This window comes from Acidovorax sp. KPB24-07 (assembly GCF_057543315.1).
Genome location: NZ_BAAJYS010000014.1, coordinates 13,245 through 38,669, shown reverse-complemented (window position 1 = coordinate 38,669; position 25,425 = coordinate 13,245). Strand labels below are relative to the sequence as shown.

26 protein-coding genes and 2 pseudogenes are annotated in these 25,425 nt (G+C 67.4%); 16 read left to right on the top strand and 12 right to left on the bottom strand.

The annotated features are described in order from the left end of the window. Both AC27IQ_RS03840 and AC27IQ_RS03835 read right to left on the bottom strand, forming a co-directional pair. Window positions 1-638, bottom strand: a 638-nt coding sequence (locus AC27IQ_RS03840; protein ID WP_487088318.1) for a TonB-dependent receptor plug domain-containing protein, incomplete at its 3' end; no start/stop codon positions are given. Further along, window positions 638-1,338: pseudogene (locus AC27IQ_RS03835) on the bottom strand (superoxide dismutase family protein). The pseudogene AC27IQ_RS03835 and the gene AC27IQ_RS03840, both read right to left, overlap by 1 nt. 286 nt (window positions 1,339-1,624) lie before the next feature. Between AC27IQ_RS03835 and AC27IQ_RS03830 the strand changes: the two are divergent. After that, window positions 1,625-2,200, top strand: a complete 576-nt coding sequence (locus AC27IQ_RS03830) for a retropepsin-like aspartic protease family protein (RefSeq protein WP_487088316.1) — start codon at window positions 1,625-1,627, stop codon at window positions 2,198-2,200. Between the two features lie 37 nt (window positions 2,201-2,237). Here AC27IQ_RS03830 and mmsB read toward each other — a convergent pair whose 3' ends face one another. From mmsB to AC27IQ_RS03810, 4 genes are all read right to left on the bottom strand, one after another. Next, a complete protein-coding gene (mmsB, locus tag AC27IQ_RS03825; RefSeq protein WP_284431184.1) occupies window positions 2,238-3,134 on the bottom strand; it encodes a 3-hydroxyisobutyrate dehydrogenase in 897 nt (298 codons plus the stop codon). An 88-nt stretch (window positions 3,135-3,222) separates the two neighbouring features. Continuing rightward, a complete protein-coding gene (locus AC27IQ_RS03820) occupies window positions 3,223-4,389 on the bottom strand; it encodes an acyl-CoA dehydrogenase family protein (RefSeq protein ID WP_487088314.1) in 1,167 nt (388 codons plus the stop codon). A gap of 76 nt (window positions 4,390-4,465) precedes the next feature. Further along, complete coding sequence (locus AC27IQ_RS03815; protein WP_284425624.1) at window positions 4,466-4,891, bottom strand: lysozyme inhibitor LprI family protein; 426 nt, start codon at window positions 4,889-4,891, stop codon at window positions 4,466-4,468. Window positions 4,892-4,944: 53 nt separating this feature from the next. Beyond that, entirely contained in the window at window positions 4,945-6,483 is a 1,539-nt protein-coding gene (locus AC27IQ_RS03810) for a CoA-acylating methylmalonate-semialdehyde dehydrogenase (RefSeq protein ID WP_487088312.1), read from the bottom strand. Window positions 6,484-6,736: 253 nt separating this feature from the next. On the opposite strand from AC27IQ_RS03810, the gene AC27IQ_RS03805 reads away from it, so the two are divergent. The 3 genes from AC27IQ_RS03805 to cycA all read left to right on the top strand — a co-directional run bounded on the left by AC27IQ_RS03805 (window position 6,737) and on the right by cycA (window position 10,229). After that, entirely contained in the window at window positions 6,737-7,645 is a 909-nt protein-coding gene (locus AC27IQ_RS03805) for a LysR family transcriptional regulator (protein WP_284431256.1), read from the top strand. Between the two features lie 107 nt (window positions 7,646-7,752). Next, on the top strand, window positions 7,753-8,208 hold the full coding sequence (locus tag AC27IQ_RS03800; RefSeq protein ID WP_487088310.1) for a DUF2846 domain-containing protein: 456 nt from the start codon (window positions 7,753-7,755) through the stop codon (window positions 8,206-8,208). A gap of 569 nt (window positions 8,209-8,777) precedes the next feature. After that, complete coding sequence (gene cycA, locus AC27IQ_RS03795) at window positions 8,778-10,229, top strand: D-serine/D-alanine/glycine transporter (protein ID WP_487088308.1); 1,452 nt, start codon at window positions 8,778-8,780, stop codon at window positions 10,227-10,229. 129 nt (window positions 10,230-10,358) lie between these two features. Here cycA and AC27IQ_RS03790 read toward each other — a convergent pair whose 3' ends face one another. Further along, window positions 10,359-10,574, bottom strand: a complete 216-nt coding sequence (locus AC27IQ_RS03790) for a hypothetical protein (protein WP_487088306.1) — start codon at window positions 10,572-10,574, stop codon at window positions 10,359-10,361. On the opposite strand from AC27IQ_RS03790, the gene AC27IQ_RS03785 reads away from it, so the two are divergent. Then, window positions 10,567-10,962 (top strand): EF-hand domain-containing protein, encoded by a 396-nt coding sequence (locus tag AC27IQ_RS03785; protein ID WP_487088304.1) that lies wholly within the window; start codon window positions 10,567-10,569, stop codon window positions 10,960-10,962. The genes AC27IQ_RS03790 and AC27IQ_RS03785 overlap by 8 nt on opposite strands. A 127-nt stretch (window positions 10,963-11,089) precedes the next feature. Then, a complete protein-coding gene (locus tag AC27IQ_RS03780; RefSeq protein WP_487088302.1) occupies window positions 11,090-11,353 on the top strand; it encodes a hypothetical protein in 264 nt (87 codons plus the stop codon). Window positions 11,354-11,435: 82 nt separating this feature from the next. Here AC27IQ_RS03780 and AC27IQ_RS03775 read toward each other — a convergent pair whose 3' ends face one another. Next, on the bottom strand, window positions 11,436-11,594 hold the full coding sequence (locus AC27IQ_RS03775; RefSeq protein WP_284404388.1) for a DUF3309 family protein: 159 nt from the start codon (window positions 11,592-11,594) through the stop codon (window positions 11,436-11,438). 332 nt (window positions 11,595-11,926) lie between these two features. Between AC27IQ_RS03775 and AC27IQ_RS03770 the strand changes: the two genes are divergently transcribed. Together AC27IQ_RS03770 and AC27IQ_RS03765 are read left to right on the top strand one after the other, a co-directional pair. Next, window positions 11,927-12,430, top strand: coding sequence for a hypothetical protein (locus AC27IQ_RS03770; RefSeq protein ID WP_487088300.1), 504 nt, complete (start codon window positions 11,927-11,929; stop codon window positions 12,428-12,430). After that, the gene (locus AC27IQ_RS03765) at window positions 12,396-12,758 is read left to right on the top strand and encodes a hypothetical protein (RefSeq protein WP_487088298.1); all 363 of its coding nucleotides are present in this window, start codon (window positions 12,396-12,398) and stop codon (window positions 12,756-12,758) included. The genes AC27IQ_RS03770 and AC27IQ_RS03765 overlap by 35 nt, the downstream gene beginning before the upstream one ends. Window positions 12,759-12,772: 14 nt before the next feature. Here the strand turns inward: AC27IQ_RS03765 and metE are convergent, their stop codons facing one another. Beyond that, window positions 12,773-15,163 carry a 5-methyltetrahydropteroyltriglutamate--homocysteine S-methyltransferase gene (gene metE / locus AC27IQ_RS03760; RefSeq protein ID WP_487088296.1) on the bottom strand — a complete coding sequence of 797 codons (2,391 nt, stop codon included), beginning with the start codon at window positions 15,161-15,163 and terminating at the stop codon, window positions 12,773-12,775. Window positions 15,164-15,271: 108 nt separating this feature from the next. Between metE and AC27IQ_RS03755 the strand changes: the two genes are divergently transcribed. Continuing rightward, window positions 15,272-16,198 carry a LysR family transcriptional regulator gene (locus AC27IQ_RS03755; RefSeq protein WP_272563647.1) on the top strand — a complete coding sequence of 309 codons (927 nt, stop codon included), beginning with the start codon at window positions 15,272-15,274 and terminating at the stop codon, window positions 16,196-16,198. Here the strand turns inward: AC27IQ_RS03755 and AC27IQ_RS03750 are convergent. Beyond that, window positions 16,185-16,613: a nuclear transport factor 2 family protein gene (locus tag AC27IQ_RS03750; protein WP_487088293.1), complete on the bottom strand. Its 429-nt coding sequence runs from the start codon at window positions 16,611-16,613 to the stop codon at window positions 16,185-16,187. The genes AC27IQ_RS03755 and AC27IQ_RS03750 overlap by 14 nt on opposite strands. 98 nt (window positions 16,614-16,711) lie before the next feature. On the opposite strand from AC27IQ_RS03750, the gene AC27IQ_RS03745 reads away from it, so the two are divergent. From AC27IQ_RS03745 to AC27IQ_RS03715, 7 genes are all read left to right on the top strand, one after another. After that, the gene (locus AC27IQ_RS03745; RefSeq protein ID WP_487088291.1) at window positions 16,712-17,599 is read left to right on the top strand and encodes a LysR family transcriptional regulator; all 888 of its coding nucleotides are present in this window, start codon (window positions 16,712-16,714) and stop codon (window positions 17,597-17,599) included. Between the two features lie 90 nt (window positions 17,600-17,689). Then, complete coding sequence (locus tag AC27IQ_RS03740; protein ID WP_487088289.1) at window positions 17,690-18,979, top strand: M20/M25/M40 family metallo-hydrolase; 1,290 nt, start codon at window positions 17,690-17,692, stop codon at window positions 18,977-18,979. Between the two features lie 114 nt (window positions 18,980-19,093). Continuing rightward, window positions 19,094-20,407 (top strand): type II toxin-antitoxin system HipA family toxin, encoded by a 1,314-nt coding sequence (locus AC27IQ_RS03735; protein ID WP_487088287.1) that lies wholly within the window; start codon window positions 19,094-19,096, stop codon window positions 20,405-20,407. Between the two features lie 31 nt (window positions 20,408-20,438). After that, a complete protein-coding gene (locus AC27IQ_RS03730; RefSeq protein WP_284399824.1) occupies window positions 20,439-20,762 on the top strand; it encodes a helix-turn-helix domain-containing protein in 324 nt (107 codons plus the stop codon). A 162-nt stretch (window positions 20,763-20,924) separates the two neighbouring features. Further along, window positions 20,925-21,485: a sugar O-acetyltransferase gene (locus AC27IQ_RS03725; RefSeq protein WP_284431171.1), complete on the top strand. Its 561-nt coding sequence runs from the start codon at window positions 20,925-20,927 to the stop codon at window positions 21,483-21,485. A gap of 77 nt (window positions 21,486-21,562) precedes the next feature. Further along, entirely contained in the window at window positions 21,563-22,024 is a 462-nt protein-coding gene (locus tag AC27IQ_RS03720; RefSeq protein WP_272569551.1) for an Rrf2 family transcriptional regulator, read from the top strand. Next, complete coding sequence (locus AC27IQ_RS03715) at window positions 22,014-22,934, top strand: NAD(P)/FAD-dependent oxidoreductase (protein ID WP_487088284.1); 921 nt, start codon at window positions 22,014-22,016, stop codon at window positions 22,932-22,934. The genes AC27IQ_RS03720 and AC27IQ_RS03715 overlap by 11 nt, the downstream gene beginning before the upstream one ends. A gap of 133 nt (window positions 22,935-23,067) precedes the next feature. On the opposite strand, the gene AC27IQ_RS03710 is transcribed toward AC27IQ_RS03715, so the two are convergent. Together AC27IQ_RS03710 and AC27IQ_RS03705 are read right to left on the bottom strand one after the other, a co-directional pair. After that, window positions 23,068-23,220 carry a hypothetical protein gene (locus AC27IQ_RS03710; protein ID WP_272569550.1) on the bottom strand — a complete coding sequence of 51 codons (153 nt, stop codon included), beginning with the start codon at window positions 23,218-23,220 and terminating at the stop codon, window positions 23,068-23,070. 236 nt (window positions 23,221-23,456) lie between these two features. Further along, window positions 23,457-25,291, bottom strand: a pseudogene (locus AC27IQ_RS03705) (ABC transporter ATP-binding protein). Window positions 25,292-25,425: the final 134 nt, after the last annotated feature.

The following is a 25,425-nucleotide window of genomic DNA, read 5'->3' as shown; positions in this document are numbered from 1 at the left end:
TCGAAGTGCGACACATCCACCAGCCCGCCGAGCGTGCGGTCGCCGAAGTCGAGCGAGGCATCCACCAGCCGCTGCCCGAACGAGCCCGCCGCCACCGACGCGCCGGCACCGCCGCCTTCGCGCGGCTCCCGGGTGGTGACCTGCAGCACGCCGCCCGCCGCGTTGCCGTAGAGTTGGGCCAGCGGCCCGCGCAGCACCTCGACCTGCGAGGCCGACTGCAGTTGCGCCGTGGCCGCCTGGCCCTGGCCGTCCGGCATGGTGGCCGGAATGCCGTCCACCAGGATGCGCACCCCGCGCACGCCGAAGGTGGAGCGCGCACCGAAGCCGCGCACCGCGATCTGCAGGTCCTGCGCGTAGTTCTGCCGGTCCAGCGCCACCACGCCCGCCTGGGCCGCGAGCAACTCGGACAGGTTCACCAGCGGGCTGGGGGTGGAAAACGCATCGACCGCCACGCTGGTGTGGCTGGCCGCGGCATCGAAGCGGCGCTGCGCCTCGGCCTGTCCAGGCACCTGCACGGTCGGGAGCGTGGCCGTTGGCGGGTCCTGCGGAGGCAGGTTTTGGGCCCGTGCGAACCCGGCAGATGCCAGCGCGCAGCACCACAAAGCGGCCTGGGGCACCGCGCGCCGCGCGCGGCGCATCAACGGACCAGCAGGGATGGAACCGCGGCCTTGTCGCCCACCACGGTGCTGGCCGGTGCGGGCTGGATCAGGCCGCACAGCAGCCGGCCGCCGGAATTGCCGGCAGGGTTGGTGGTGTAGTCGTCTTCCTTTTCGTGCACGACCAGCGAGCGGCCCACCACCGAGGTCTTGCCCGGCGTGAGCGAGACGTTGGCGTTCACGAAACGCACGCTGCCCCGGCCGTCGTCGCCCACGGTGATGTTGGGCAGTTCGCCCGCGTGGGCTCGTGCGAGGGCTGGCCGGGATGGCCGTGCTTTTTGGCCATGCCGGGATCGAAGTGGCCGCCGGCACCGCCGAACGCGATGGTCTGGCCGGTGGTGGCGTCCGGTCCCGGCGAACAGGCGCCATTGGCATGGATGTGAAAGCCGTGCTTGCCCGGCGACAGGCCCTGCACCTGGATGGCCACCTCCACGCCCGCGGCGGTTTCGGTCAGGACGGCATTGCCGGCCGGCGCGCCTTCGGGCGTGACCAGGCGTGCGGTGGCGGTGGCGCGTTCCAGGCCCGGCACGGGGGTCTTGGCGACGGCGGAGCGGGAGTTGTCCGAGGCGCTGCCGGCGCAGCCCGCCAGGAACAGGGCGGCCGCCACGGCGGCGGTGCTGGCAGCGAGGGTGCCGCGGCGTTGGAATGAAGCGCGGGATGGGCTGGAAGGAAGAGGGGCCATGGAATTCTCCTGGTAAGGGTGCGTCGGGATCGACGAAAAGAATGGTGAAGGAAGCGGCAGGGACGGGTGTCGTGTGATGCGTTGCGCGGTCCTGGCGCCAAGGGTGGATCAGTGGCTGCAACCGTGGTCGCGCGGTGCCCTGGCGGCGCCGCGGGCGAAGGCCCGAGGATGACCGCATGCGGGCCCGCAAGGCGTAGGACAACGGCGGCGATGCGCCTGGCGCGGCGCGGCAACGTACGGTGCCTGGGCCATACTCGCCCCAAGCACATTTCCGGAAGGACAACGAATGGCATCGGATGGCGAAGACCGCCAGCGCCTGGTCTCGCGGGGCGGTGGCGACGTGGAAGACGCACACGTGCCCGGCGAGCGCCACACGCGCGCGCTGGCCCGTCGGGGCATGTGGGGCATCCTGGCCTTCTGGCTCGCATTGATGGGCGTCCTGTACGTGGCCATGGACCACTACCTCAAGCCGCGCGGCGCCAGCGTGACGGCGGAGGGTGCCCTGGTGATCCCCCGGCACCGCGACGGGCACTTTCGCGTGGCCGGCACGGTGAACGGCCAGCCCGTCATGTTCATGGTGGACACCGGCGCCAGCCTGGTGGGCGTGACCGATGCGCTCGCGCGCAAGGCCAGCCTCACGGGCGGGGAAGCGACGCAGTTCCGTACCGCCAACGGCACGCGCCAGGGCCGCGTGGTAGTGGCCGATTCGGTCACCGTGCGCTCGCTGGCGGTGTCCGGCCTGCGCGTGGGCACGGGGTACACGGGCGACGATGACGAGGACGCGCTGCTGGGCCAGAATTTCCTGCAGCACTTCGACGTGGAGATCGGGCGCGACCGCATGGTGCTGCGGCCACGCCGCTGAGGGCAGGCCCGGGGGCTGGGCGCTGCCCCGCTGCGGGTCAGCCCTTCTTTTGCACCGCCTGGATGATGCTGGAGAAATCCAGTGCCCCCTGGCCGGCCAGGCTGTGCGCCGCATACAGGCTGCGCGCCAGCCCGCCCAGCGGCGTGGCGGCCTTCACGGCCATGGCGTTCTCCTGCGCCAGGCCCAGGTCCTTGAGCATCAGGTCGGTGCCGAAGCCGCCCGCGTAGCCCTTGCTGGCGGGGGCAGTTTCCATGACGCCGGGGTAGGGGTTGTACTTTTCCAGGGCCCAGTTGCCGCCCGAGCTGCGGCGCATGATCTCGGACAGCACCTTCGGGTCCAGCCCGTTGGCCACGCCCAGGGCGATGGCCTCGCTGGTACCCGCCATCAGGATGCCCAGCAGCATGTTGTTGCAGATCTTGGCCGTCTGCCCCGCGCCCACGGCGCCGGCATGGAACAGGTTGGCGCCCATCTTTTCCAGGATGGGGCGGGCGCGCTCCAGGTCGGCGGCATCGCCCCCCACCATGAAGGTCAGCGTGCCGGCCACGGCGCCACCGGTGCCGCCCGAGACGGGCGCGTCGATGAACGCCAGGCCGCGCGCCTGGGCGGCCTCGGCCACCTTGCGCGAGGTGGCGGCGGCGATGGTGGAGCAGTCGATCACCAGCGTGCCGGCGGCCAGCAGCGGCAGCAGTCCGGGCTGCTGCCCGTTGCCCAGGTACAGCGATTCCACGTGCTGGCTGGCGGGCAGCATGCTGATGAGCACCTCGGCGCCCTGCACGGCGGCCGCCGCATCGGCCGCAATGGCCACGCCGCCTTCGGCCAGCTTGTCGCGCGCCGGCTGGGACAGGTCGAACGCGCGGACCTCATGCCCCGCCTTGTGCAGGTTCAGCGCCATGGGGCCGCCCATGTTGCCCAGGCCGATGAATGCGATCTTCATGGAAGTGTCTCCTTTGGTTTTGAATGAAACAGGCCTCTGGCGCAATAAGTACTAGGGCATGTTGCTATGAAATTGGTAGTGAATTCGGTCAGCGGATGGCGTCGGGCGCGTCGCCCTCCAGCATGCGGCGGGCGATGATGACCCGCATGATCTCGTTCGTGCCCTCCAGGATCTGGTGCACGCGCGCGTCGCGCATGAGGCGCTCCAGCGGGTACTCGCGGATGTAGCCGTAGCCGCCGTGCAGCTGCAGCGCCTCGTTGCACACGTTGAAGCCCGCATCGGTGGCGAAGCGCTTGGCCATGGCGCAATAGGTGCTGGCATCGCGCGCGCCCGCATCCAGCTTGGAGGCCGCCAGCCGCACCATCTGGCGCGCGGCCACCAGTTCGGTCGCCATGTCGGCCAGCTTGAACTGCAGCGCCTGGAAGCTCGCAATGGGCTTGCCGAACTGCTTGCGGTCTTGCATGTACTGCTGCGCCTGGGCCAGCGCGCCCTGCGCCGCGCCCACCGAGCAGGTGGCGATGTTGATGCGCCCGCCGTCCAGGCCCTTCATGGCGATCTTGAAGCCCTCGCCCTCGCGCCCGAGCAGGTGGTCGGCCGGAATGCGCACGTTGTCGAAGCTGATGGTGCGGGTGGGCTGGCTGTTCCAGCCCATCTTTTCTTCCTTCTTGCCGTACTGGATGCCCGGCGCATCGGCCGGCACCGCGAAGGCGCTGATGCCCGCCGCGCCCGATGCGGCGTCGCCGGTGCGTGCCATCAGCACCAGCACGTCGGTGCTGCCCGCGCCGCTGATGAACGCCTTGGCGCCGTTGATGACGTATTCGGCGCCTGCCAACTCCGCCCGGGTCTTGAGCGAGGCCGCGTCCGAGCCCGCGCCGGGCTCGGTCAGGCAGTACGAGGCGAGCTTCTCGCCGCTGGTCAGCAGGGGGCCCCAGCGGTCGCGCACGGCATCGGTCGCCCAGGTGCCGAGCATCCAGGTGGCCATGTTGTGGATGGTGATGAAGGCCGTGGTGGAGGGGTCCACCGCCGCCATTTCCTCGAACACCAGGGTGGCGTCGAGCCGGGGCAGGGCGAGGCCGCCCGCGTTCTCGGGGGCGTACAGGCCGCAAAAGCCCAGGGCGCCGGCCGCGGCGATCGCCTCGCGCGGGAAGATGCCCTCGGCGTCCCAGCGGGCTGCGTGCGGCGCCAGTTCGGCGCGCGCGAAGTCGCGGGCCGTCTCGGCGAAGGCGCGCTGTTCTTCGGTCAGTTCAAAGTCCATGGGTCGGGTCTCGCTGGCGGTCGTTCGTCGTTCTGCTTTGTCGGGGTGCTGGCGGGGCGGGGCGGTAGCGGATGCGTTACGGCTTGGCGGAGGGATGGTCCAGTGTCAGCCAGCGCATCAAGCCCTGGCGGCGCGCCTCGGTCTCGGCGGTCAGGCAGGCGTGGTACAGGCGCGGCCACTCGGGCAGGCCCTCGGTGGACTGGGTGCCCTGCTTGCACAGCATGGTGCGCTGGCGCTGCCAGGCCGTCTGCTCCTGCCGCAGCTGCGGCCGCTCGTGGGCCGACAGTGCGCGCATCACGTCGCTGTAGAGAATGGCAATGGCCGTGTCCGCCTGCTGGTAGGTTTGCACCGCGCAGGCATTGGTCTCGGCCACCGTGCCCTCGGGCCGGCAGGGTGCGCCCGCCTGGGCGTGGGCCCCCGCGCTGAACAGCAGGGCGCAGGCCGCGCCGCCGCCCCAGGCGAGCGCCGCCCACCGTTTCGTCGTGATCTTGAGAATGTGCATCCTTGGCGTTGTAGCACCGCGCGGCCCCGGCAGGCCGCTCCCGCGCCAGCGGGCTACTTCAGGCTGATAGTGGTGTTCACGCCGTGCGAGATGGTGCTGTCGTCGAACCAGCGCGCCGTGACCGTCTTGGTCTGCGTGTAGAACAGCACGACCTGCTTGCCATACGGCCCCAGGTCGCCCAGCTTGGAAGCGCGCGAGCCCGAGAACGAGAACAGCGGCACGGGCACGGGAATCGGCACGTTGATGCCCACCTGGCCCACGTCGATCTCTTCCTGGAACTTGCGGGCTGCCGCGCCCGACTGCGTGAAGATGGCCGTGCCGTTGCCGTTCGGGTTGTCGTTGATGAAGGCGATCGCTTCGTCGATGTCGGCCGCCGCGCCCAGGCACAGCACCGGGCCGAAGACCTCCTGGTCGTAGATGGACATGCCGGGCTTCACGCCGCTGAACACCGTGGGGCCGACGAAGTTGCCTTTTTCGTAGCCCGCCACCTGCGGCTTGCGGCCGTCCAGTTCCAGCGTGGCACCGTCGGCGATGCCGCGCTCGATCAGGTGTTCCACCCGGTCCTTCGCTGCGCACGAGACCAATGGGCCCACGTCGGTGCCCTTGTCGGTGCCGCCGCTCACCTTGAGCGTCTTGGCCTTGGCGACGAGGTCGGGAATCCACTGCTGGGCCTCGCCCACCAGCACCACCACCGACAGCGCCATGCAGCGCTGGCCCGCGGCGCCGAAGGCGGCGCCCGCCAGGGCGTTGAGCGTCTGCTCCTTGTTGGCGTCGGGCATGACGATGGCGTGGTTCTTCGCGCCCATCATGCATTGCACGCGCTTGCCGTTCAGGCTGGCGCGGTTGTACACGTGCGTGCCCACCTTGGTGCTGCCCACGAAGCTGATCGCCTTGATGTCCGGGTGGTCGCAGATGGCGTTCACCGCGTCCTCGCCGCCGTGCACCACGTTCAGCACGCCCGGGGGCACGCCGGCCTCCAGCGCCAGCTCGCACAGGCGCATGGTCACCATCGGGTCCTGCTCGGAGGGCTTGAGCACGAAGGTGTTGCCCGTGGCGATGGCCATGGGGAACATCCACAGGGGGATCATGGCGGGGAAGTTGAACGGGGTGATGCCCGCGCACACGCCCAGCGGCTGCATCAGCGTGTAGGTGTCCACGCCGCCGGCCACGTTGTTGGCCAACTCGCCCAGTTGCAGGTTGCCGATGGCGCTGGCGTGCTCCACCACCTCCAGGCCGCGGAACACGTCGCCCTCGGCATCGGGCAGCGTCTTGCCTTGCTCGGCCGTCAGGATCGCGGCCAGTTCGGCCATGTTCTCGCGGATCAGCTGCTGGTACTTGAGGAAGATACGCGCCCGGGCGCCGATGGCCGTTTTCTTCCAGGTCTTGAAGGCTTCCTTGCCCGAGGCGACGGCGGCGTTGATCTCCTCTGGCGTGGCAAAGGGCACGCGCGCCAGCACTTCCTGCGTGGCGGGGTTCACCACATTGCGCCACTGGGTGGTTTGGGACTCGATGAACTGGCCGCCGATCAGCAGCTTGACGGTGGGGGCCAGGGCGGCCTGTGGGGCCTGTTGAGCGGTGATGGATGCGTCCATGGTGTCTTGTCTCCTGTATCTGTCTGTCATGTGGGGCCGGGACAATGGCATTTGCCCGGCCGGGGCTGGCGGCCCGGCAGGGCGCCCGGGCCGCAACCGCGGGCAAATCCCGGTGGCCTGCGCATCCTAGCTGTGCGAAATTGCCAGCACAAGGCGCATGCATGCACCTTGGGTTTGCAAATTTGCACAGGCGGCGGCTGGCCGGCCAGCACGCGCCCCACGAAGAACACATGGATGAGAGGGCCTCACGCGAATGGAATGGGACAACCTGCGCTACTTTCTGGAGCTGGCGCGCTCCGGCACCCTGGCCGGCGCGGCACGCCGCACGGGCGTGGAGCACACCACAGTGGCCCGCCGCATCCAGTCGCTGGAAAAGCAGATGGGCGCACCGCTGTTTGCACGCGAGGCCGGCGGGCACCGCCTGACGGAGGCGGGCCGGCAACTGCTGCCCGCCGTCGAGGCCATGGAAACCGCCGTGCTCGGCCTGGAGCGCGCGGCCCCGGCCAATGCGGCGGCGGGCCTGTCCGGGGTGGTGCGCGTGGGCGCGACGGAAGGCTTCGGCACGCTCATCCTCGCGCCGCACCTGGCACGGCTCACGCAGAAGAACCCCGGCCTCACCATCGACCTGCTGGCCTTGCCGCGCATGCTGCACCTGTCCCGGCGCGAGGCGGACATCGTCATCTCGCTGGAGCGCCCCGCGCGGGGATCGGTCATCGTCGCCAAGCTGGCGGACTACACGTTGCACCTGTACGGCCAGCGCGAGTACCTGGCCCGTCGCCCGCTGGTCTCGACCCGGGACGATCTGCGCCACCATGCCTTCGTGAGCTATGTGGACGATTTGCTCTTCACCAAGGAACTGCAGTTTCTGGACGCACTGCACCGGCCAGCGCGGTTCGCGTTTCGCAGCACCAGCATCACGGCCCAATACGAAGCGGTGCGCGCTGGAGCGGGATTGGCCGTGCTCCCGGCCTTTCTGGCCGACCGCGATCCGGTGCTGGCCCGGGTGCTGCCCGAAGAAGCGCGGTTCACGCGGACCTTCTGGATGAGCATGCCGGCCGAGGCCAAGCACCAGGCGCGCATCCAGGCGGTCTGGACCTGGCTGAAGGAGGTGTCTTCCGACAAGACGCTCAAAATCATTCACTCGCCGGATGCGTCGGAATAATACGAACGTAACTGAATGTATGATCTCGCCGCCTCGGAGCCACGGGAGTGATTTGATTTTTCGCATGCCCGAGGACATGCCATGCGAATACCCCTGATGAGAAACCCATGAAGAAGATTGCTTTGATTGTTTTGATGTCCGCGCTGTTCACTGGATGCGCTTCCGTGAAGATGGAAAGTAGGGAAGCTTCGGCAAAGTCAAAGGAATTTTCGCAGCCCAGCGAAGGCCATTCAGGGCTTTATGTCTATCGAGACAGTTTTATAGGCAAAGCAGTCACGAGAAATGTTTGGCTGGATGGGAAATGTCTGGGGGAATCTGGTCCGGATGTCTTCTTTCACACGGAAGTTGCCGGTGGACAAGAGCACGTGATTGCCACGGATTCCGAGTTCTCGCCCAACGAGTTGAAGGTGATGTTCGAGAAAGGCAAAAACTACTTCGTCCGGCAATACATGCAGTTCGGTGCGTTCACTGGGAGGACCTACGTCGAGCTGATCCCCGAGGCTGAAGGCAAGGCCGCCGTGGCGAAGCTTGAAATGGCTACGGCAGGCACCTGCAGCAGATAACGCCGCCGGACCGATCGCAGCGCGTCGGCTGCACCCTGCGGGCTGCCGGCGCCCACGATCGGCGCGGCCGTTTATCGATCAGACGATCGTGCTGACTCGGCTGCCCTCCGTCGCGGTGATTGACCGGCGCGAGGGCCTGCTGGATTCGCCTCGAAAAATCGCTCCTTCGGATAATCGGTCCAACCTGTTTGAATAATCGCCGATTCAAAACCCCGGATTCGAGCCAGAAATAATCCGGGCCGATGAGCGACCTACCCTCCTGATACACCACGCCATGGCGGGCCCTCGTTGCGGATCCACTGCCCGGCTTGCCCTTGGGTCCCACAGCCACGAGGCTGACCCGATCCGCCAACTTTTGGAAGCAGCGCTGCACCCATTTGGGGCGTGACTGGTTTATCCTCCCGCCCTTCCATCGGTCAGGGAGGGAATACCCTGCGCCGGGCCAGTCCGGCGTACCGCGCCGTGCGTCTTGGGAGAGAAGGCCGGAAGCGCGACCCATCCAGACACGGCAGTGGCCGCCCTGAATGCCCTTCGCGCCGAGGAAACAACATCAATCAGGAGGTTTTTCCATGGCAAACCAGGTTTCGCCCGACATTCCGGGCCGGCACGACAGCGACCATCTGCAGCGCAGTTTGTCCAACCGGCACATCCAGCTCATTGCCATCGGCGGGGCCATCGGCACCGGCCTCTTCATGGGCTCTGGCAAGACGATCAGCCTCGCGGGGCCGTCGATCGTGTTCGTCTACATGATGATCGGCTTCATTCTGTTTTTCGTGATGCGGGCCATGGGCGAGTTGCTGCTGTCCAACCTGCAGTACAAGTCCTTCATCGATTTCGCGGCCGATCTGCTCGGCCCCTGGGCCGGGTTCTTCACCGGCTGGTCTTACTGGTTCTGCTGGATCATCACGGGCATCGCCGACGTGATCGCCATCTCGGCCTACTCGCAGTTCTGGTTCCCCCACCTGCCGCAGTGGGCGCCGGCGCTGGCCTGCGTGGGGCTGCTGCTGTCGCTCAATCTGCTCACGGTGAAGCTCTTCGGCGAGATCGAGTTCTGGTTCGCCATGATCAAGATCGTGGCCATCATGGCGCTGGTGGCGACCGGGTTCTACATGGTCTACGCCCATTTCGTCTCGCCCTCCGGTCGCACGGCGAGCCTGGCCAACCTGTGGAACGACGGCGGCATGTTCCCGCACGGTTGGATGGGGTTCTTCGCCGGCTTCCAGATCGCGGTGTTTGCCTTCGCAGGCATCGAGCTGGTCGGTACGACCGCCGCGGAGGCCAAGGACCCGGAGCGCACGCTGCCGCGCGCGATCAACTCCATTCCGCTGCGCATCATCGTGTTCTATGTGTTCTCGCTGGTGGCCATCATGGCGGTCACCCCGTGGCGCGAGGTGGTGCCCGGCAAGAGCCCGTTCGTCGAGCTGTTCGTGCTGGCCGGGCTGCCCGCGGCGGCCAGCGTGATCAATTTCGTGGTGCTGACCTCGGCGGCCTCGTCGGCCAACAGCGGGGTGTTTTCCACCAGCCGCATGCTGTTCGGCCTGGCCGAGAAAGGCGTGGCGCCCGGCCGCTTCGCGAAGCTGTCGCGCCGGGGTGTGCCTTCGAGCGGACTGCTGTTCTCCTGCTCCTGCCTGCTGGCCGGCGCTTTTCTCATGTGGGTGATTCCGGACCTGGTGGAGGCCTTCACGCTGGTGACCACCGTCTCGGCCATCCTCTACATGTTCGTCTGGTCGATGATCCTGCTGTCCTATATGGCCTACCGCCGCCAGCGGCCGAAGCTGCATGCCGCCTCGCTGTACAAGATGCCGGGCGGCGCCTGGATGTGCGGCGTGTGCCTGGCGTTCTTCGCCGGCATCGTGGTGCTGCTGTCGTTCGAGGCCGACACGCGGCAGGCCCTGCTGGCCACGCCCGCCTGGTTCGTGCTGCTGGCGCTGGCGTATCAGTTCGTCCGGCGCCGGCAGCCGGTACCGGGCCATGCCCCGACGGGGGCGCTGGGTGCCCGCGTGGTATCCGAGAGGGTCTGATTTCCCGATCGCTGGCCGCCATTGTGCGTGGCGCCGGAGGGCCATCAACGGGCCTGGCTCGGGTGAGCCATGACAGTTAATGGCCTGGAGATCGGGGCTTTTTCGCCGCATTGGAATTTTCGCCAGGGCCTACCCTGCATGGGCCGGGCGAAGGGCGTTTTCTTGTGTGGACTGCTTCGCCACCGACAGGAGTACTTTGGCGATGACACCCCTTATTTCCGGCCTTGCATCGGTCGCATCCCTGCTGTTCAACGCGTCGTCCTCCGGGGCGGCGAAACCCTCGGCTTCCGAGCGAGGCAGCGGCGCTTCGCCCGCCGAGCCCTCCACGCAGATCACCTTGAGCAAAGAAGCCGAGGCGCTGTCCGGCGTCGCGGGCCAGAGCGCGGCCGCATCCGCCCGGGGCCTGGCGGCGCGGTCTTCCCTCGCGTCGTCGCAGGGCGGGTCGGTCTCCACAGAGAATTTTGGAGAGCTGCTCACCCAGTTCGGCGCGACCCAGGCGCAGAAAGAGCAGCTGACGGCCGGGTTCGATGCCAACCACGACGGCAAGATCTCCCAGGAAGAATTCATGAAGGGCCTGGGAGACACATCTGGCGCCAAGACCGCCAACAGCGAACTGTCGCAGGCCATCCTGCAGTTGATGGATCAGGGGGGCAATGCCAATGGGGTGGTGGACGGCAAGGAGTTCGCCCGATTCTCGATGGCATTCATCGCGGCGGAGAAACGGCCTGCGTGATCGGTGGTGAGAGCCACGGGGGCCGTGGGCAAAGGGCCGCACTTGCGAACATTTGCCGGCTCAGGACTGAATCGCAGCACCTGCAATACTCAGCATCCTTGCTGGCTTCCGCATTAGGACTTCGCTCGTGGGTGATCTGATTGGTTTTTTTCTTTGGTCGGTCTTCGAACTCCTCTTCGTGTTCACAGGCCGGCTGGTGATCGGCTTTGCCAGTGGGGGCCGTTGGCGCGGAGAGCGAATGCAAGCCAAAGAAAGCCGCATTCATGGCCCGTCGGGCGCTCTGTCGTTCAAACGAGACGGGGAACGCGTCTTTACGACTGCCGGATTGGGAATCGTCGGTCTCTCTTTTTATGGGTTGTTGGCTTTGGCCCTGTTCTGGGGTGTTTCTTAAGCCGAACAGACGAAAAAAAAGCGGCCTTGGTAGGCCGCCTTTTTGAAAAATCGACACCGCGATAGCACGGCGTCGATCGGGCTTATATCCGGCCCATCAGCAGCAGGACCAGCAGGATCACCACCACCAATCCGATACCGCCGCTGGGACCGTACCCCCACGAGCGGCTGTGGCCCCAGGTAGGCAGGGCACCGATCAAGATCAAGATCAGCACGATGAGCAGGATGAGAGAAATAGACATGGTTTCCTTTGGAGTAGGTGAGTATCGGTAGACCAAGTGTCGAATGCTGAAACAATTGTTTCGGCAGGACTGGGGGCCCTGCACTCGTAGGAGGGGTCCGATGCAAAGTTGTGCTGCCGCCTTCGCTTCGAGGGTGATGCCTTCGCTACTTTTGGGGGAAGGGCGGCGGGCTTGCGCACACTTCGATCACCATCGATCCACGCCCAGGCTTGCCATGACTACTTCTGTGAATAACCTTTCCTCCAATAAGCTGGGAGGGCTTCCCGGCCTGAAGGATTCAGGTTCCGTCAAGGAGCCGACCCTTCAGAGGTCGGAATCGCGCAAAAGCCTGGGTGGCCCCGACGCTGCAGGCCAATAGCCAATCGAAAGGGGAGCTTGGAGGTAGCTTGGCACCGCGCTCCAACATCAATTTGCTGCGAAAGAACTCGCTGATTCAGAGCCAGAAGCGAGAACTGAGTGCCGAAGCGGTACGCGACAGCCTGATCAAATCGCGCGATGGTAAAAATTCCGATGACGGTAAAGCCTCCCTGCTGAATGACATTCACAGCAGCCCGCTTTTCCAGAAAATGCAGAAGACCAATAGCGGTAATGAAGACGCGATCATCACGATGACGCCTCCTTCCAAGGAGCAGGTACCTGCCGAAGCGACCGAGGTGCCTGTCAGCGGCCCGCCCACGCCACCCCCGCCACCACCGTTGCCGGTGAAGCCGAGCCACAGCAGCCCGGAAGAAATCAAGTTGGGTATGGACGCGCCCTCTCCTTCGGACACCGATTCCGACAGTGAGACTGAGCTGGACCTGGATGTCCACATCAGCACCGCGCCGAAAAAATCATGACACCCATGAAGAAATCGATGTGCACATGGAAGGGCCGCCTCCTTCGGACAGCGGCTCCGACGATGAGCGCGACATCGATGTCGATGTGCACATCAATGCTGGTCCAGGAAACCAAGGTTTTCATGAAGAAATCCAGGTTGACGAAAAGACGCAGCGGCTGATACGGATGCAAGAACAGCAGGAGGCCAACGCGAACGCGCTGACTGAGTTGAATGTCAGGATTCAGGAACAAGCGGCTATTCGCGACGTGATTGCCAAAATGGCTGAGGCTAATCGCAAGACCGTCGAAGCTGCGGCCAAAGCGATGGTCGACGCAGCACCCAAATAAGCCATCAAAAGTTCTCAGGCGCTGGCTGCCACCTCTGGCTCTGCCACGTTCAAGGTTGCCCACTCGCGTCGCAGCGAGCGAGTGGCGTCCACCATGTTGCGCAGCGCGGCTTCGGTTTCGGGCCAGCCGCGGGTTTTCAGGCCGCAGTCGGGGTTGACCCAGAGGTTTTCCACCGGAACGACCTGCGCGGCCTTCTCCAGCAGGCGCCGCATTTCCTGCACGCCGGGCACGCGGGGCGAGTGGATGTCGTACACGCCAGGACCGATCTCGTTGGGGTACTGAAACTCCCCGAACCCCCGCAGCAGCTCCATGTCGGAGCGGCTGGTCTCGATGGTGATCACGTCGGCATCCATGGCCGCGATCTCGGGCAGGATGTCGTTGAACTCGCTGTAGCACATGTGGGTGTGGATCTGCGTGGTCGAACGCACGCCCGATGCGCTGATGCGAAACGCCCGGGTCGCCCATTGCAGGTAGGTCTTCCAGTCCGCGCGGCGCAGCGGCAGGCCTTCGCGGATGGCGGGCTCGTCGATCTGGATGATGCCGATGCCGGCGCCTTCCAGGTCGGTCACCTCGTCGCGGATCGCCCAGGCGATCTGCTCGGCCGTGCGGCTGCGCGGCTGGTCGTCGCGCACGAAAGACCACTGCAGGATGGTGATGGGCCCGGTCAGCATGCCCTTCATGGGGCGCGGGGTGAGGCTTTGCGCGAAGGCGGTCCAGTCCACCGTCATTGGCCGAGACCGGGCGACGTCGCCGAAGAGGATGGGGGGCTTCACGCAGCGCGATCCGTAGCTTTGCACCCAGCCGTTGGCGGTGAAGGCGAATCCGTCAAGCTGTTCGCCAAAATATTCGACCATGTCGTTGCGCTCGGCCTCGCCATGCACCAGCACGTCCAGGCCCAGGGCCTCCTGCGTGCGCACGGCCCGTTCTATCTCGGCCTGCATGGCGGCGCGGTAGGTGTCCGGGGCCAGTTGGCCGCGCTTGACGGCGGCGCGGGCGGCGCGGATCTCGGCGGTCTGCGGGAACGAGCCGATGGTCGTGGTGGGCAGCAGCGGCAGTTGCAGCCGCTGGCGCTGCGCGGTCTGCCGGACAGGGAAGGGGGCGGTGCGCTGGTCGGCGCCGGCCGGGGCACTGTCCAGGCGCCGGCCCACATCGGGGCGGTGCACGCGCTGGCTGGAGCGGCGGCTGTCGATGGCGGCGCGCGCGCTGGCCAGGGCCGCCGCATCGGGCTGTCCGTTGAGGGCGCTCTGCAGGGTCTGCAGCTCACCGAGCTTTTCCAGGGCGAAGGCCAGCCAGGATTTCACCTCGGCATCGAGCCGGTCTTCCGACGCCAGGCCGAAAGGCACGTGCAGCAGGGAGCACGAAGGCGCGATCCACAGCGGCCCCCGGTGCTTGGCGGCGATGGCGGCCAGGCGCTCCAGCGCGGCGTCCAGATCGGCCCGCCAGATGTTGCGGCCGTCCACGATGCCGACCGACAGCAGCTTGTGGCTGGGCAGCCAGTCGGTCACGGCGACCAGGTCCTCCGGCGCCCGCACGGCGTCCACGTGCAGGCCGGCCACGGGCAGCTGGCACGCGAGCCGGGTGTTTTCCTGCAGGGGCGAGAAGTAGGTGGCCAGCAGCACCTGGGCGCCGGCGCGGTTGAGCTGCCAGTACGCCGGCTCGAACGCGTGTCGCCAGGCATCGGGCAGGTCCAGGCCCAGGATGGGCTCGTCGATCTGCACCCAGGCCACGCCCTGGCGCTTGAGCCGCGCGAGGATCTGTTCGTACACGTCCAGCAGCGGCTGCAGCAGCGAAAAGCGGTCGAAGCCCTCGGCCTTTTCCTTGCCCAGGTACAGAAAGCTCAGGGGCCCGAGCAGCACCGCCTTGACAGGGTGGCCCAGGGCCTGCGCCTCGGCCACCTCGTCGAACAGGCGCTCGCTGGCCAACCGGAAGGTGGTGGACGGCGTGAATTCCGGCACGAGGTAGTGGTAGTTGGTGTCGAACCACTTTGTCATCTCCAGCGCGAACTGGCTGGCGTGTGGCGTGGCGGGCGCGTGGCCGCAGGCGCCCTGGCCCGACTCGCCCTGGCAGGCGGCCGCGGTGGCGGTGGACTCGCCACGGGCCATCTTGAAGTAGCGGGCCAGTTCGGGCTGGCCGGGCACGAAGCCGTAGCGCGCGGGCTCGGCACCCAGCAGCTGGATGTGGTTGGCCACATGGTCGTAGTAGGCGAAGTCGCCCACGGTGACGAAGGCCAGGCCCGCGTCGCGCTGGGCCTGCCAATGGCGGGCGCGCAGATCGGCGCCCACGGCCTCCAGCGCCTCAGCGGTCAGGTCGCCGCGCCAGTGCTTTTCCAGCGCGACCTTGAGTTCCCGGTGTGCGCCCATGCGCGGAAAACCGAGGGTGTGGGTGGAGATGGGTGATTGGGCCATGGTCGAAATTCCTTTGAATGGGTGGTGCGCTGAGGCAGGCCGCCATGGTCCGGTGATTGCCTTTATTATTCAAACGAAAGTTTTGTGCCCTCATCTTGAGAATATCTAATGAACCAGTCGATCCTGGAAATCCGCCACCTGCGCACCCTGGCCGCCCTGCGCGACAGCGGCAGCTTGGTTCGCGCCGCGCAACTGCTCAATCTCACCCAGTCGGCCCTGTCGCACCAGATCAAGCTGCTGGAAGACCGCTACAACGCGCCCCTGTTCGAGCGCAAGTCCGTGCCGCCCCAGTTCAGCGCCACCGGCACGCGGCTGCTGGCGCTGGCCGATGCCTTGCTGCCCCAGGTGGAGGCGGCCGAGCGCGACGTGGCGCGGCTGTCGATGGCGTCCGCCGGTCAACTGCGCATCGCCGTGGAATGCCACACCTGCTTCGACTGGCTGATGCCCGCGATGGACGCTTTCCGCAGCCGCTGGCCCGAGGTGGAGATGGACATCGTGAGCGGCTTTCACGCCGATCCGGTGGGCTTGCTGCACCAGGACCGGGCCGACCTGGCAATCGTGTCGGAGGTGGACGGCGACGAGGCGGGCGTCGACCACCACCCGCTGTTCGGATTCGAGATCCGCGCGCTGCTGGCCAACGGGCACCCGTTGGCCGACAAGCCGTGGCTGGCCGCGCAGGACTTTGCCGACCAGACCCTCATCACCTACCCGGTGCCTGACGAGATGCTGGACATCGTGCGCCAGGTGCTGGAGCCCGCCGGCATCCGCCCGCCCCGGCGCACCACGGAACTCACCGTCGCCATGCTGCAGCTCGTGGCCAGCGGCCGCGGCGTGGCGGCCTTACCGCTCTGGGCGGTGCAAAGCTATCTGGACCGCGGCTATGTCACCGCCCGGCCCGTGGGCGAACAGGGCCTGATGGGCGAGCTGCACGCGGCCTGCCTGCCTCAGTTGTCGGGCCGGCACTACCTGCAGGACTTCGTGGGCGTGATCCGCGAGACGAGCTTCGTTGCGCTCAAGGCCGTCACGCTGCTGTAGTCGGCGGCGGTGCCGGTGCGTATTTGTCGCCGACCTGTTCGCGCAGGGGATGCGTGTCGTAGACGATCTGCATGGCCCGGATGCGTAGGCTGCCGGGGTCAAAGGTGAAGACATCGACGCAGGTGAAGGTCACCTCGCGGCCGTCGCTCAAAGTCCAGTCGTAGCGGAAGTAGGCCGCGATGCGCACGGCGCCGCCGTCCTGCGGTGCCACCGAGGCGAAGAGGTCCAGCACGGTGATCACGCTGCCATTCGAGGCCTGCGCGAGCCGGTGGAAGAACTCGCGGGCGCCCAGGGTGCCGAGAAAAGGCGAGTGCACGAGCCCGTCGTCTTCGAAGCAGGCGATCAGGCCCTTGGTATCGCTGGCGTGGAGGTGGCCCAGGTAGGCCTTGACGGTGTCGAGCGGGTGCGTGGTCATGCGGTGTCCTTGGTGGGTCGCTGGGGAGATCGCCGTAGCTTGGCGGCGCCGGCACTGTCCGGCAAGCCACAATCGGTGCCAATACATAAAGGGTGCTTATGTATCTGCGCCATCTGCAATACCTTCGGTCGGTCGTCGAGCATGGCTCTTTTGCCCGGGCCGCACAGGCCTGTGGCGTCTCCCAGCCTGCCATCAGCCAGGGAATGAAGGCGCTGCAGGCGCACTTTTCCGCCCCTTTGCTGGTCCGAGCGGGGCGCCGCTATGTGCCGACCGAGTTGGCGCGATCGGTGGCGGCGCAATCGTCGTCGCTGGGGCAGCGCATGGGAGCGCTGGGGTTCAAGCCAGTGCCTGCACCCGACCGGAACGTGCTGCGCGTCGGGCTGACGCCATCCGCCGCCCTGGTCTGGGGCCCCGTGCTGTATGCGCGCTGGTGCCTTCCTAATCCCCGGCGCAGCCTCGACATGGCGACGGCGGACGAGGGCGCGTTGCTCGCCGGGCTGCTGCAGGGGCGGTTCGATGCGGTCATCGCGCCCAAGCCGCGCCAATTTGCGCACCCGGACCTGTCCGAGCGCCTGCTTTACGAGCTCCAGCCGCAGGTCTATGCCCGCCGCGGCCATCCCCTGGCACGGGCCCGAACGTTGGCGCAGCTGCAGGGCGCTGCGTGGGCCTGCGTCGGGCCCAGCGTCAAAGGTCCCGTCGATGTGCTCACCGAGGCGCACCGCGTGCGCCGCATGCCTGTGCCCAAGATCGCGGTGCGCTGTCCCGATTTCGCCAGCATGCTCCATCTGGTGGGGCAATCCGAGCTGTTGGCCGTCGTGCCCCATCCGGCACTGCTCGGCGCCGCGACGCCGGTGGTCAGGGCGCTTCAACTCGCCGAGGCCTTGCCGCTGTATGGCATGTGGCTGTTCGAACTGCGTACCCGGCCATCGCGCATCGATCCGCAGTGGGTCGCAACCGATCTCTCCCTATCGCAGTCCCGCAGTTGAATGGGATATTGCAAGAAATCAGAGGGCGTGAAGTTTTCGTTGCAGCGGCCCATAATGGCTTTTCTCCCATTCATGCCCACTGTTGCCACCATGCATTCCTCGCAGACCCCTTCATCGTTCGTGCGTCCATTGATCGCATTCCTGTCCCTCGCTTTTGCCGGCACCCTGGTCCAGGCCGCACCGGTGCCCGACGTGCACGCCCTGGCGCAAAAGGAGCAGCAACCGTTGCTGGACACGCTGCGCGACCTGGTGCACATCGAATCGGGCAGCAAGGACATCGACGGCCTGAACCAGATCGCCGCGCGCATTGCCCAGCAACTGAAGGCCCAGGGTGGCACCGTGGAGATCCTGCAGCCCACCGACATCTATCGCCTGGACGACACGCCCGAGAAGGTGGGCCCGGCGGTGCATGCCGAGTTCAAGGGCTCCGGCACGAAGAAGATCCTCTTCATCGCGCACATGGACACGGTGTATCTCAAGGGCATGCTGAAGGACCAGCCCTTTCGCATCGATGGCGGCAAGGCCTACGGCCTGGGCATCGCGGACGACAAGCAGGGCGTGGCCACCATCCTGCACACCGTGGGCCTGCTGCAAAAACTCGGCTTCAAGGAGTACGGCACGCTCACCGTGCTGATCAACGGCGATGAGGAAATCAGCTCGCCCGGAGCGCGCAGCACCATCACCCGCGTCGCGGCCGACCAGGATGCGGTGTTTTCCTTCGAGGGCGGCGGCACGGACGGCAGCCTGCGCCTGGCCACCAGCGGTATCGGCGCGGCCTACCTGACGGTGCAGGGCCGGGCCTCGCACGCCGGCGCCGCGCCCGAAAAGGGCGTGAATGCGCTCTACGAGCTGTCGCACCAGCTGCTGCAGCTCAAGGACCTGTCCAGGCCCGAGCAGGGCCTCAAACTGAACTGGACGGTGGCCCAGGCCGGCACCAACCGCAACGTGATTCCCGCCGAGGCCACGGCCCAGGCGGACGCCCGCGCCCTGCGCGTGGCGGACTTCGACGGGTTGGAAAAAGAACTGCAGGCCAAGGTGCAGACCAAGTTGCTGCCCGAATCCAAGGTGTCGGTGAAGTTCGAAGTGCGCCGCCCGCCGCTGGAGGCCAACGACGCCTCGCGCCGCGTGGCCGGCCACGGCAAGGCCATCTACCAGGAACTGGGCCTGCCCCTGAACGTGGTGGACAAGGCCACCGGCGGCGGCACCGACGCGGCGTTCGCCGCGCTGAAGACCCGCGGTGCCGTGGTGGAGGGCATGGGCCTGTCGGGCTACGGGGCACATTCCAACAACGCCGAATACGTGCAGATCGACACCATCGTGCCCCGGCTGTACCTGGCCACGCGCATGGTGATGGATATTTCGCGAGGCGTGCTCAAGTAAGCCAGTGGTGTCGCGGGGCAAAGAAGGTTCCGCTCCGCAATTACCCATTTTTTGGCAGAAAACTATCCATATTGCATGGCTAAAAGGCAGCAATATTGATATATTTCTGTGCATATGCAGCCGCAATGCACGCTCCAGATCCACGCCCAAGGCCGGTGGCACGACGCCGCCAGCGTCCTGCTGCTGGGTGATCCCGCCCAGGGCTGGCGCACACCCAGCTACACCGGTTATGCGGTGGAATGGGCTGTGGAGCACGGGGGCCGGCGCGATGCCTGGGCGCTGGCCAGCGGCTTCGCCACCGGGCTGGAGCCGCTGGAGCTGCGCCAGTGGCCCGGCTTTCTGGCGGACCTGCTGCCACAGGGCCATGGCCGCGAAGAGCTGCTGCGCCAGCTGGGCCTGCCCGAGGCGTCGGAAGCCGTGGCCGACTGGCCGCTGCTGCTGGCCGGGGCCGGCAACCCCATCGGCCACCTGCGGGTGAAAGAGGCGGCCGACTGGCTGCAGGCGCGCACCGGGCCGCGCCGCGGCTTCACCGATGCCGAGGTGGCCGAGCGGTCGTCCGACTTCATGGACTACCTGGGCCGCCACGGGCTTTTCGTGGCCGGGTCGTCGGGCGTGCAGGGCGAATGGCCCAAGGTGCTGCTCACGCGCTCGGCCAGCGATGGCCTGCTGCACCTGGACCATTCGCTGCCCGATGGCGAGGCGGCAGCGCATTTCATCGTCAAGTTCGGCCGCGGCACGAACGAGCGACTCGCGGCCATCCTGCGGCACGAGGCGCCCTACATGGACATTGCCCGGCACCTGGGGCTGCGAGTCCACGCGCCGCTGGTGCTGCGCGACCGGGCGCTTTTCATTCCGCGCTTCGACCGCATCGCCGGCGACGCGGCGCGTGGCTCGGGACAGGGCGGCGGCGTGGTGCGGCTGGCGCAGGAAAGCATCGCCACGCTCACCGGCCGGGCGGGCTTCGGCGCCGTGCCCTCGCACGAGGAAGTGTGCCGCCAGCTGGCCCGCGTGTGCACCGATCCCGCTGCCGAAGTGGCGGAGTACCTGCGCCGCGACGTGGCCAACCTGGCCCTGGGCAACAAGGACAACCACGCGCGCAACACGGCCGTGCAGCGCGGTTTCGACGGGCGCATCGCCCTCACGCCGGTGTTCGACTTCGCGCCCATGTACCTGCACCCCGATGGCATCGCGCGGCGCATCCGCTGGGCGGTGGGGGACGACGGTGCGCCGGACTGGCGCCGGGTGCTGGACGCCGTCGCCGCCGAATGCGGACTGCCGCGCGCCCCGCTGGCCCAGGCCTTGCGGGACCTGGCCGGCCCCCTGGAAGCAGTGGCGCGCGACGGCGGTGGCTTCGGCCTGGAGCCGGAGGTGCACCGCTTTCTGCAGCCCGCCATCGCGGCCCAGGTGCAGGCGCTGCAGGCCCTGTGACATCAACACTTGAAAAGCGGGCCCCTTTCGCATGGACAAACGCTACACCCCCCTTCCACTGGCACAGCAACTGCTGCTGCGCCGCCAGGCCGTGCAGGACCTGCTGGACCACCCGCAATGGACCCTGCGCGAGTCCATCCGCCACCTGCGCAGCACCTTGCGGCTGACCTCGGCCGAACTGGCGCGCCTGGCGGGCATCTCGCACCGCGCGCTGCAGGACATCGAGCAGGGCCGCAGCCCGGGCACGGTGCAGACGATGAACCGCATCCTGGGCGTGCTCGGTCTGCGGCTGGGGGTGGTGCGGGCACCGGTGGAGCCCGTGGCGCCGGACGACGGCGGTGGCCCCGTTGCCTGACGGGCCACAACGCGCGGCACACAACGCGCGGCATTCTGTTTGCTATCAATTTAATAGCTGTATGCCTTAGTGTTGATTGTGCTGGTGGCCATTTTGGCTTGAACCCCTCCACGGGGTCACCCGGGCGACTGCCTGCGCCCGCGGCGCCTTCACAATGGCCCGATGACCTCACAGAAAGAACACATGCTGGCCGGCCGGCTCTACCACGCCGGCGATCCCGAACTCCAGGCCGACATGGCGGCCAACAAACGCTGGCTCGTGCGCTACAACGCGGCGATGGCCGCAGACCCCGCCGAGCGGCGCGCGCTGCTGGCCGAGCACCTGGGCTCGGTGGGCGAGGGGGCCGTGGTGCGCCCGCCGTTCCACTGCGACTACGGCTTCAACATCCACCTGGGCACGGGGGTGTTCCTCAACTTCAACTGCGTGATCCTGGATGTGGTCGAAGTGCGCATCGGCGACGGCACGCAGATCGGGCCGGGCGTGCAACTGCTCGCGGCGGACCACCCGCGGTCGCCGCAGGAACGGGCCCAGGGCCTGGAGTTCGGCCGCCCGGTGACCATCGGCCGCAACGTGTGGATCGGTGCCGGCGCCCTGGTGATGCCCGGCGTGACGGTAGGGGACGACGCGATCATCGGCGCGGGCAGCGTCGTCACGCGCGATGTACCTGCCGGCGCCACCGTGGTGGGCAATCCGGCCAGGGTGCTGCCGCCGCGCCAGGGCTGAAACACCGGCGCGGGGAGACGCCCGCCTCGCATGCCCCTTCGCTTGCCAGATCTTTTTCATGCAACTAATAATGTTGCATGAAACAAGACAGCAAGCTATCCGGCGTTCTCCATGTGCTGCTGCACATGGCCGAGAACGACACCCCGTCCACCTCCGAATCGCTGGCCCAGGCCATGCACACGCATCCCGTCGTCGTGCGGCGGGTGATGGCGGGCCTGCGCGAGGCGGGCTTCGTCGCCTCGGCCAAGGGCCATGGCGGCGGGTGGGTGCTGTCGTGCCCGCTGGAGGAGGTGAGCCTGGCCGACATCCACCGCGCCGTGGGCGAGCCGCCGTTTCTCGCAGTCGGCCACCGCACCGAGCGCCCGGAATGCCTGGTGGAGCAGGCGGTGAACGCCGCGCTCGACGGCACTTATCGAGAGGCCGAGGCGCTGCTGCTGGCGCGCCTGGAGCAGATCACCCTGGCCGATCTGTCGCGCGACTTCCACCGCCGCTTCGCCCAGAGCGGTCTGTCGATGAAGGAGGTGTCCCATGCGGTTTGATGCCTTGGTCATCGGCGGCAGCTTTGCCGGCCTGTCCGCCGCCATGCAGATCGCCCGCGCCCGGCGCAGCGTGTGCGTGGTGGATGCGGGCGCGCCGCGCAACCGCTTCGCGGCGGCGTCGCACGGGTTCTTCGGCCAGGACGGCGAGCGGCCGCAGGACATGATCGCGCTGGCGCGCCGCCAGCTCCTGGCCTATCCGTCCGTCACGTTCAAGGCGGGAACGGCCACGCAGGCCCGAGCCTTCGGCCCGGCAGGTGAGGGCGGTGACGGTGAATTCGCCGTGACGCTGGATTCGGGCGAGTCGCTGGCCGCCCGCAAGCTGCTGCTGGCCACCGGTGTGCGCGACGAACTGCCTGCCGTCGACGGCCTGCGCGAGCGCTGGGGCGCCACCGTGCTGCATTGCCCGTATTGCCACGGCTACGAGGTCGGTGGCCGACCGATGGGCACGCTGTACGCCGCGCCCGCCTCGGTGCACCACGCGTTGCTCGTGGCCGACTGGGGCCCGATGACGCTGTTCCTGAATGGCCATGATGCGCCCGATGCCGAATCGCTGGCGCAGCTGGCCGCCCGCGGCATCACCCTCGAGCCGGCGCGCATCGCGGGCCTGGAAGGGGACGCGCCCGCCTTGTCGGGCGTGCGCCTGGAAGATGGCCGCCGGGTGCCGATCGAGGCGCTGTTCGTGCCGCCGCGCACGCACATGGCCAGCCCGCTGGCCGAGCAACTGGGCTGCGCCTTCGACGAGGGGCCGGCCGGCCTGGTGATCCGCACCGATGCCACGCAGCAGACCACGGTGCCCGGTGTGTTTGCCGCGGGAGACGCGGCCATGCCGGGCCACAACGCGACGCTGGCATCCGCCAACGGGCTGATGGCGGGCGTGTGGCTGCACAAGGCGCTGGTGTTCGGGACGTGATGCCCGGGCGCCGGAGGACGGCCCGAAAGCGTGGGAGGGTAGACGGGAAGAAGGGAAGGGGGGCGGCGCTGCGGCAGCCGCCTCGCCATGGGCTGCTAGGCCCCGCTGCCGCAGCGCGGGGCCGCCGCGCCGCTCAGAGAATGATCTTGAGCAGCACGAAAACGACGACGCCGGCGCCCACGCACATGAGCACGCGCTTGCCCTGCGGCATGGGGTTCTTCTTGAGCGAAAAATAGGTGCCGACGCCTGCGCCGATCGAGATGCCGAGAATGGATGCAACGGACATGGGATTCCCTCTGAAGAGTGATGAATGGGTAGAAAGGGGAGGGAAGGTGCGGCCTGCGGCGTCAACCGCATTGCGCAAGGAAAGGCGGGAGTCTAAACAGCACGGCGCCGCCGACCCGTAACCTCCGGTAATGGGCCCGGGCATGGTTGCCAGATTGCTATATGAATGATAGCTGTCTGCCGGCGTAGAATCTGCGCCGAGGCCCTGCCGGATGACAAGCCTCGACGTGCCCGCGTTCAGTCCTCTTCCGACTCGCCCAGGAACCCGCCGCTCTGGTGGCCCCAGAGCCGGGCATACACACCGCCCTGTGCCAGCAGCTGCGCGTGCGTGCCTTCTTCGATGACCTGCCCGGCATCCAGCACGATGAGGCGGTCCATCGCGGCGATGGTGGACAGGCGGTGGGCGATGGCGATCACCGTCTTGCCCTGCATCAGCCCGTCCAGGCTCTGCTGGATGGCGGCCTCGACCTCGGAGTCCAGCGCGCTGGTGGCCTCGTCCAGCAGCAGGATGGGCGCATCCTTGAGCATCACCCGCGCGATGGCCACGCGCTGGCGCTGGCCGCCCGAGAGCTTCACGCCGCGCTCGCCCACGTGGGCGTCGTAGCCGCGACGGCCCTGCAGGTCGGTCAGCGTGTCGATGAAGTCCGCGGCCTGCGCCCGAAGGGCGGCCGCGTGCAGGTCCTGCTCGCTCGCGTCGGGCCGGCCGTAGAGGATGTTGTCGCGCATCGAGCGGTGCAGCAGGGAGGTGTCCTGCGTGACCATGCCGATCGCCTGGCGCAGGCTGTCCTGCGTCACGTGCGCGATGTCTTGCCCGTCGATCAGCACGCGGCCGGTCTGCACGTCGTGAAAGCGCAGCAGCAGGTTCACCAGCGTCGATTTGCCGGCGCCCGAACGGCCGATCAGGCCGATCTTCTCGCCCGGCCGGATGGTGAGGTTCAAGCGGTCGATGACCGGCTTGCCGCCCTGGTAGGCGAAGGTCACGTTGTCGAACCGCACCTCGCCGCGCGGCACGGCCAGGGGGCGCGCATCGGGCGCGTCCACCACCGTGCGTGGCCGGGTGAGGGTGTTGATGCCGTCCTGGATGGTGCCCACGCTCTCGAACAGCGTGGTCATCTCCCACATCACCCAGTGGGCATGGCCCGACACGCGCAGCGCCATCGCCGTGACGGCCGCCACCGCGCCCGCGCCCACCTGGCCCAGCGACCACAGCCACAGGGCCGTGCCGCAGGCGCCCATCATCATGGCCACCACCAGGATGTGGTTCACGATCTCGAAACGGCTCACCAGGCGCATCTGCGCGTAGCCCGTGTGCTTGAACGCATCCATGGCCGCGCGGGCGAATTCGGCCTCGCGCCGGGTGTGCGAGAACAGCTTGACGGTGGCGATGTTGGTGTAGGCGTCGGTGATGCGCCCGGTCATCACCGACCGCGCATCGGCCTGCGCCTTGCCCACCTGGCCCAGGCGCGGCACGAAGTACCAGCACGCCAGGCCGTAGCAGACGATCCACACCAGAAAGGGCACCAGCAGCCGCAGGTCGAAGCCGGCGGCCAGCAGCAGGATGGTGAACAGGTACACCCCCATGCCGATCACCACGTCGGTCGTGGTGAAGATCATGTCGCGCACGGCCAGGGCCGTCTGCATGATCTTGGTGGTGATGCGGCCCGCGAACTCGTCGGCATAGAAGGCCATGCTCTGGCCCAGCATCAGCCGGTGGAAGTTCCAGCGCAGGCGCAGCGGGAAATTGATGGCCAGCGTCTGGTGCTTGACGCTGGTCTGCACTGCCACCAGCACGATGCTGCCCAGCAGCATGCCGATCACCAGCGCCAGCGTGCCCCGGCGCTCGGCCCACAGCGCCGCGGGGCTGACCTGGGTGAGCCAGTCCACCACATGGCCCAGCACGGCGAACAGCAAGGCCTCGTACACCGCGATGGCGGCCGACAGGCCCGCCATCATCACCACGTAGCGGCGCAGCCGCGTGTGCCGGACCACACGAAAGCCATGAAATCCTTGGGGGGCAGGGTGGGTTCGTTGCCGGGGTAGGGGGGAAGTCGCTTTTCGAAAAACTCAAACACAGGCTCAACTCCTTGGGCCGCCATCGTAAGGGGCCGCCGTCGGCCGTGTGCCCGCGGGGTCTTGGCGCCGCCGTTTCGCCATCCCGATCCTTCGATCGTGTCCGACGTGTTGCGCTTCGGGCCGCTGCATAGAA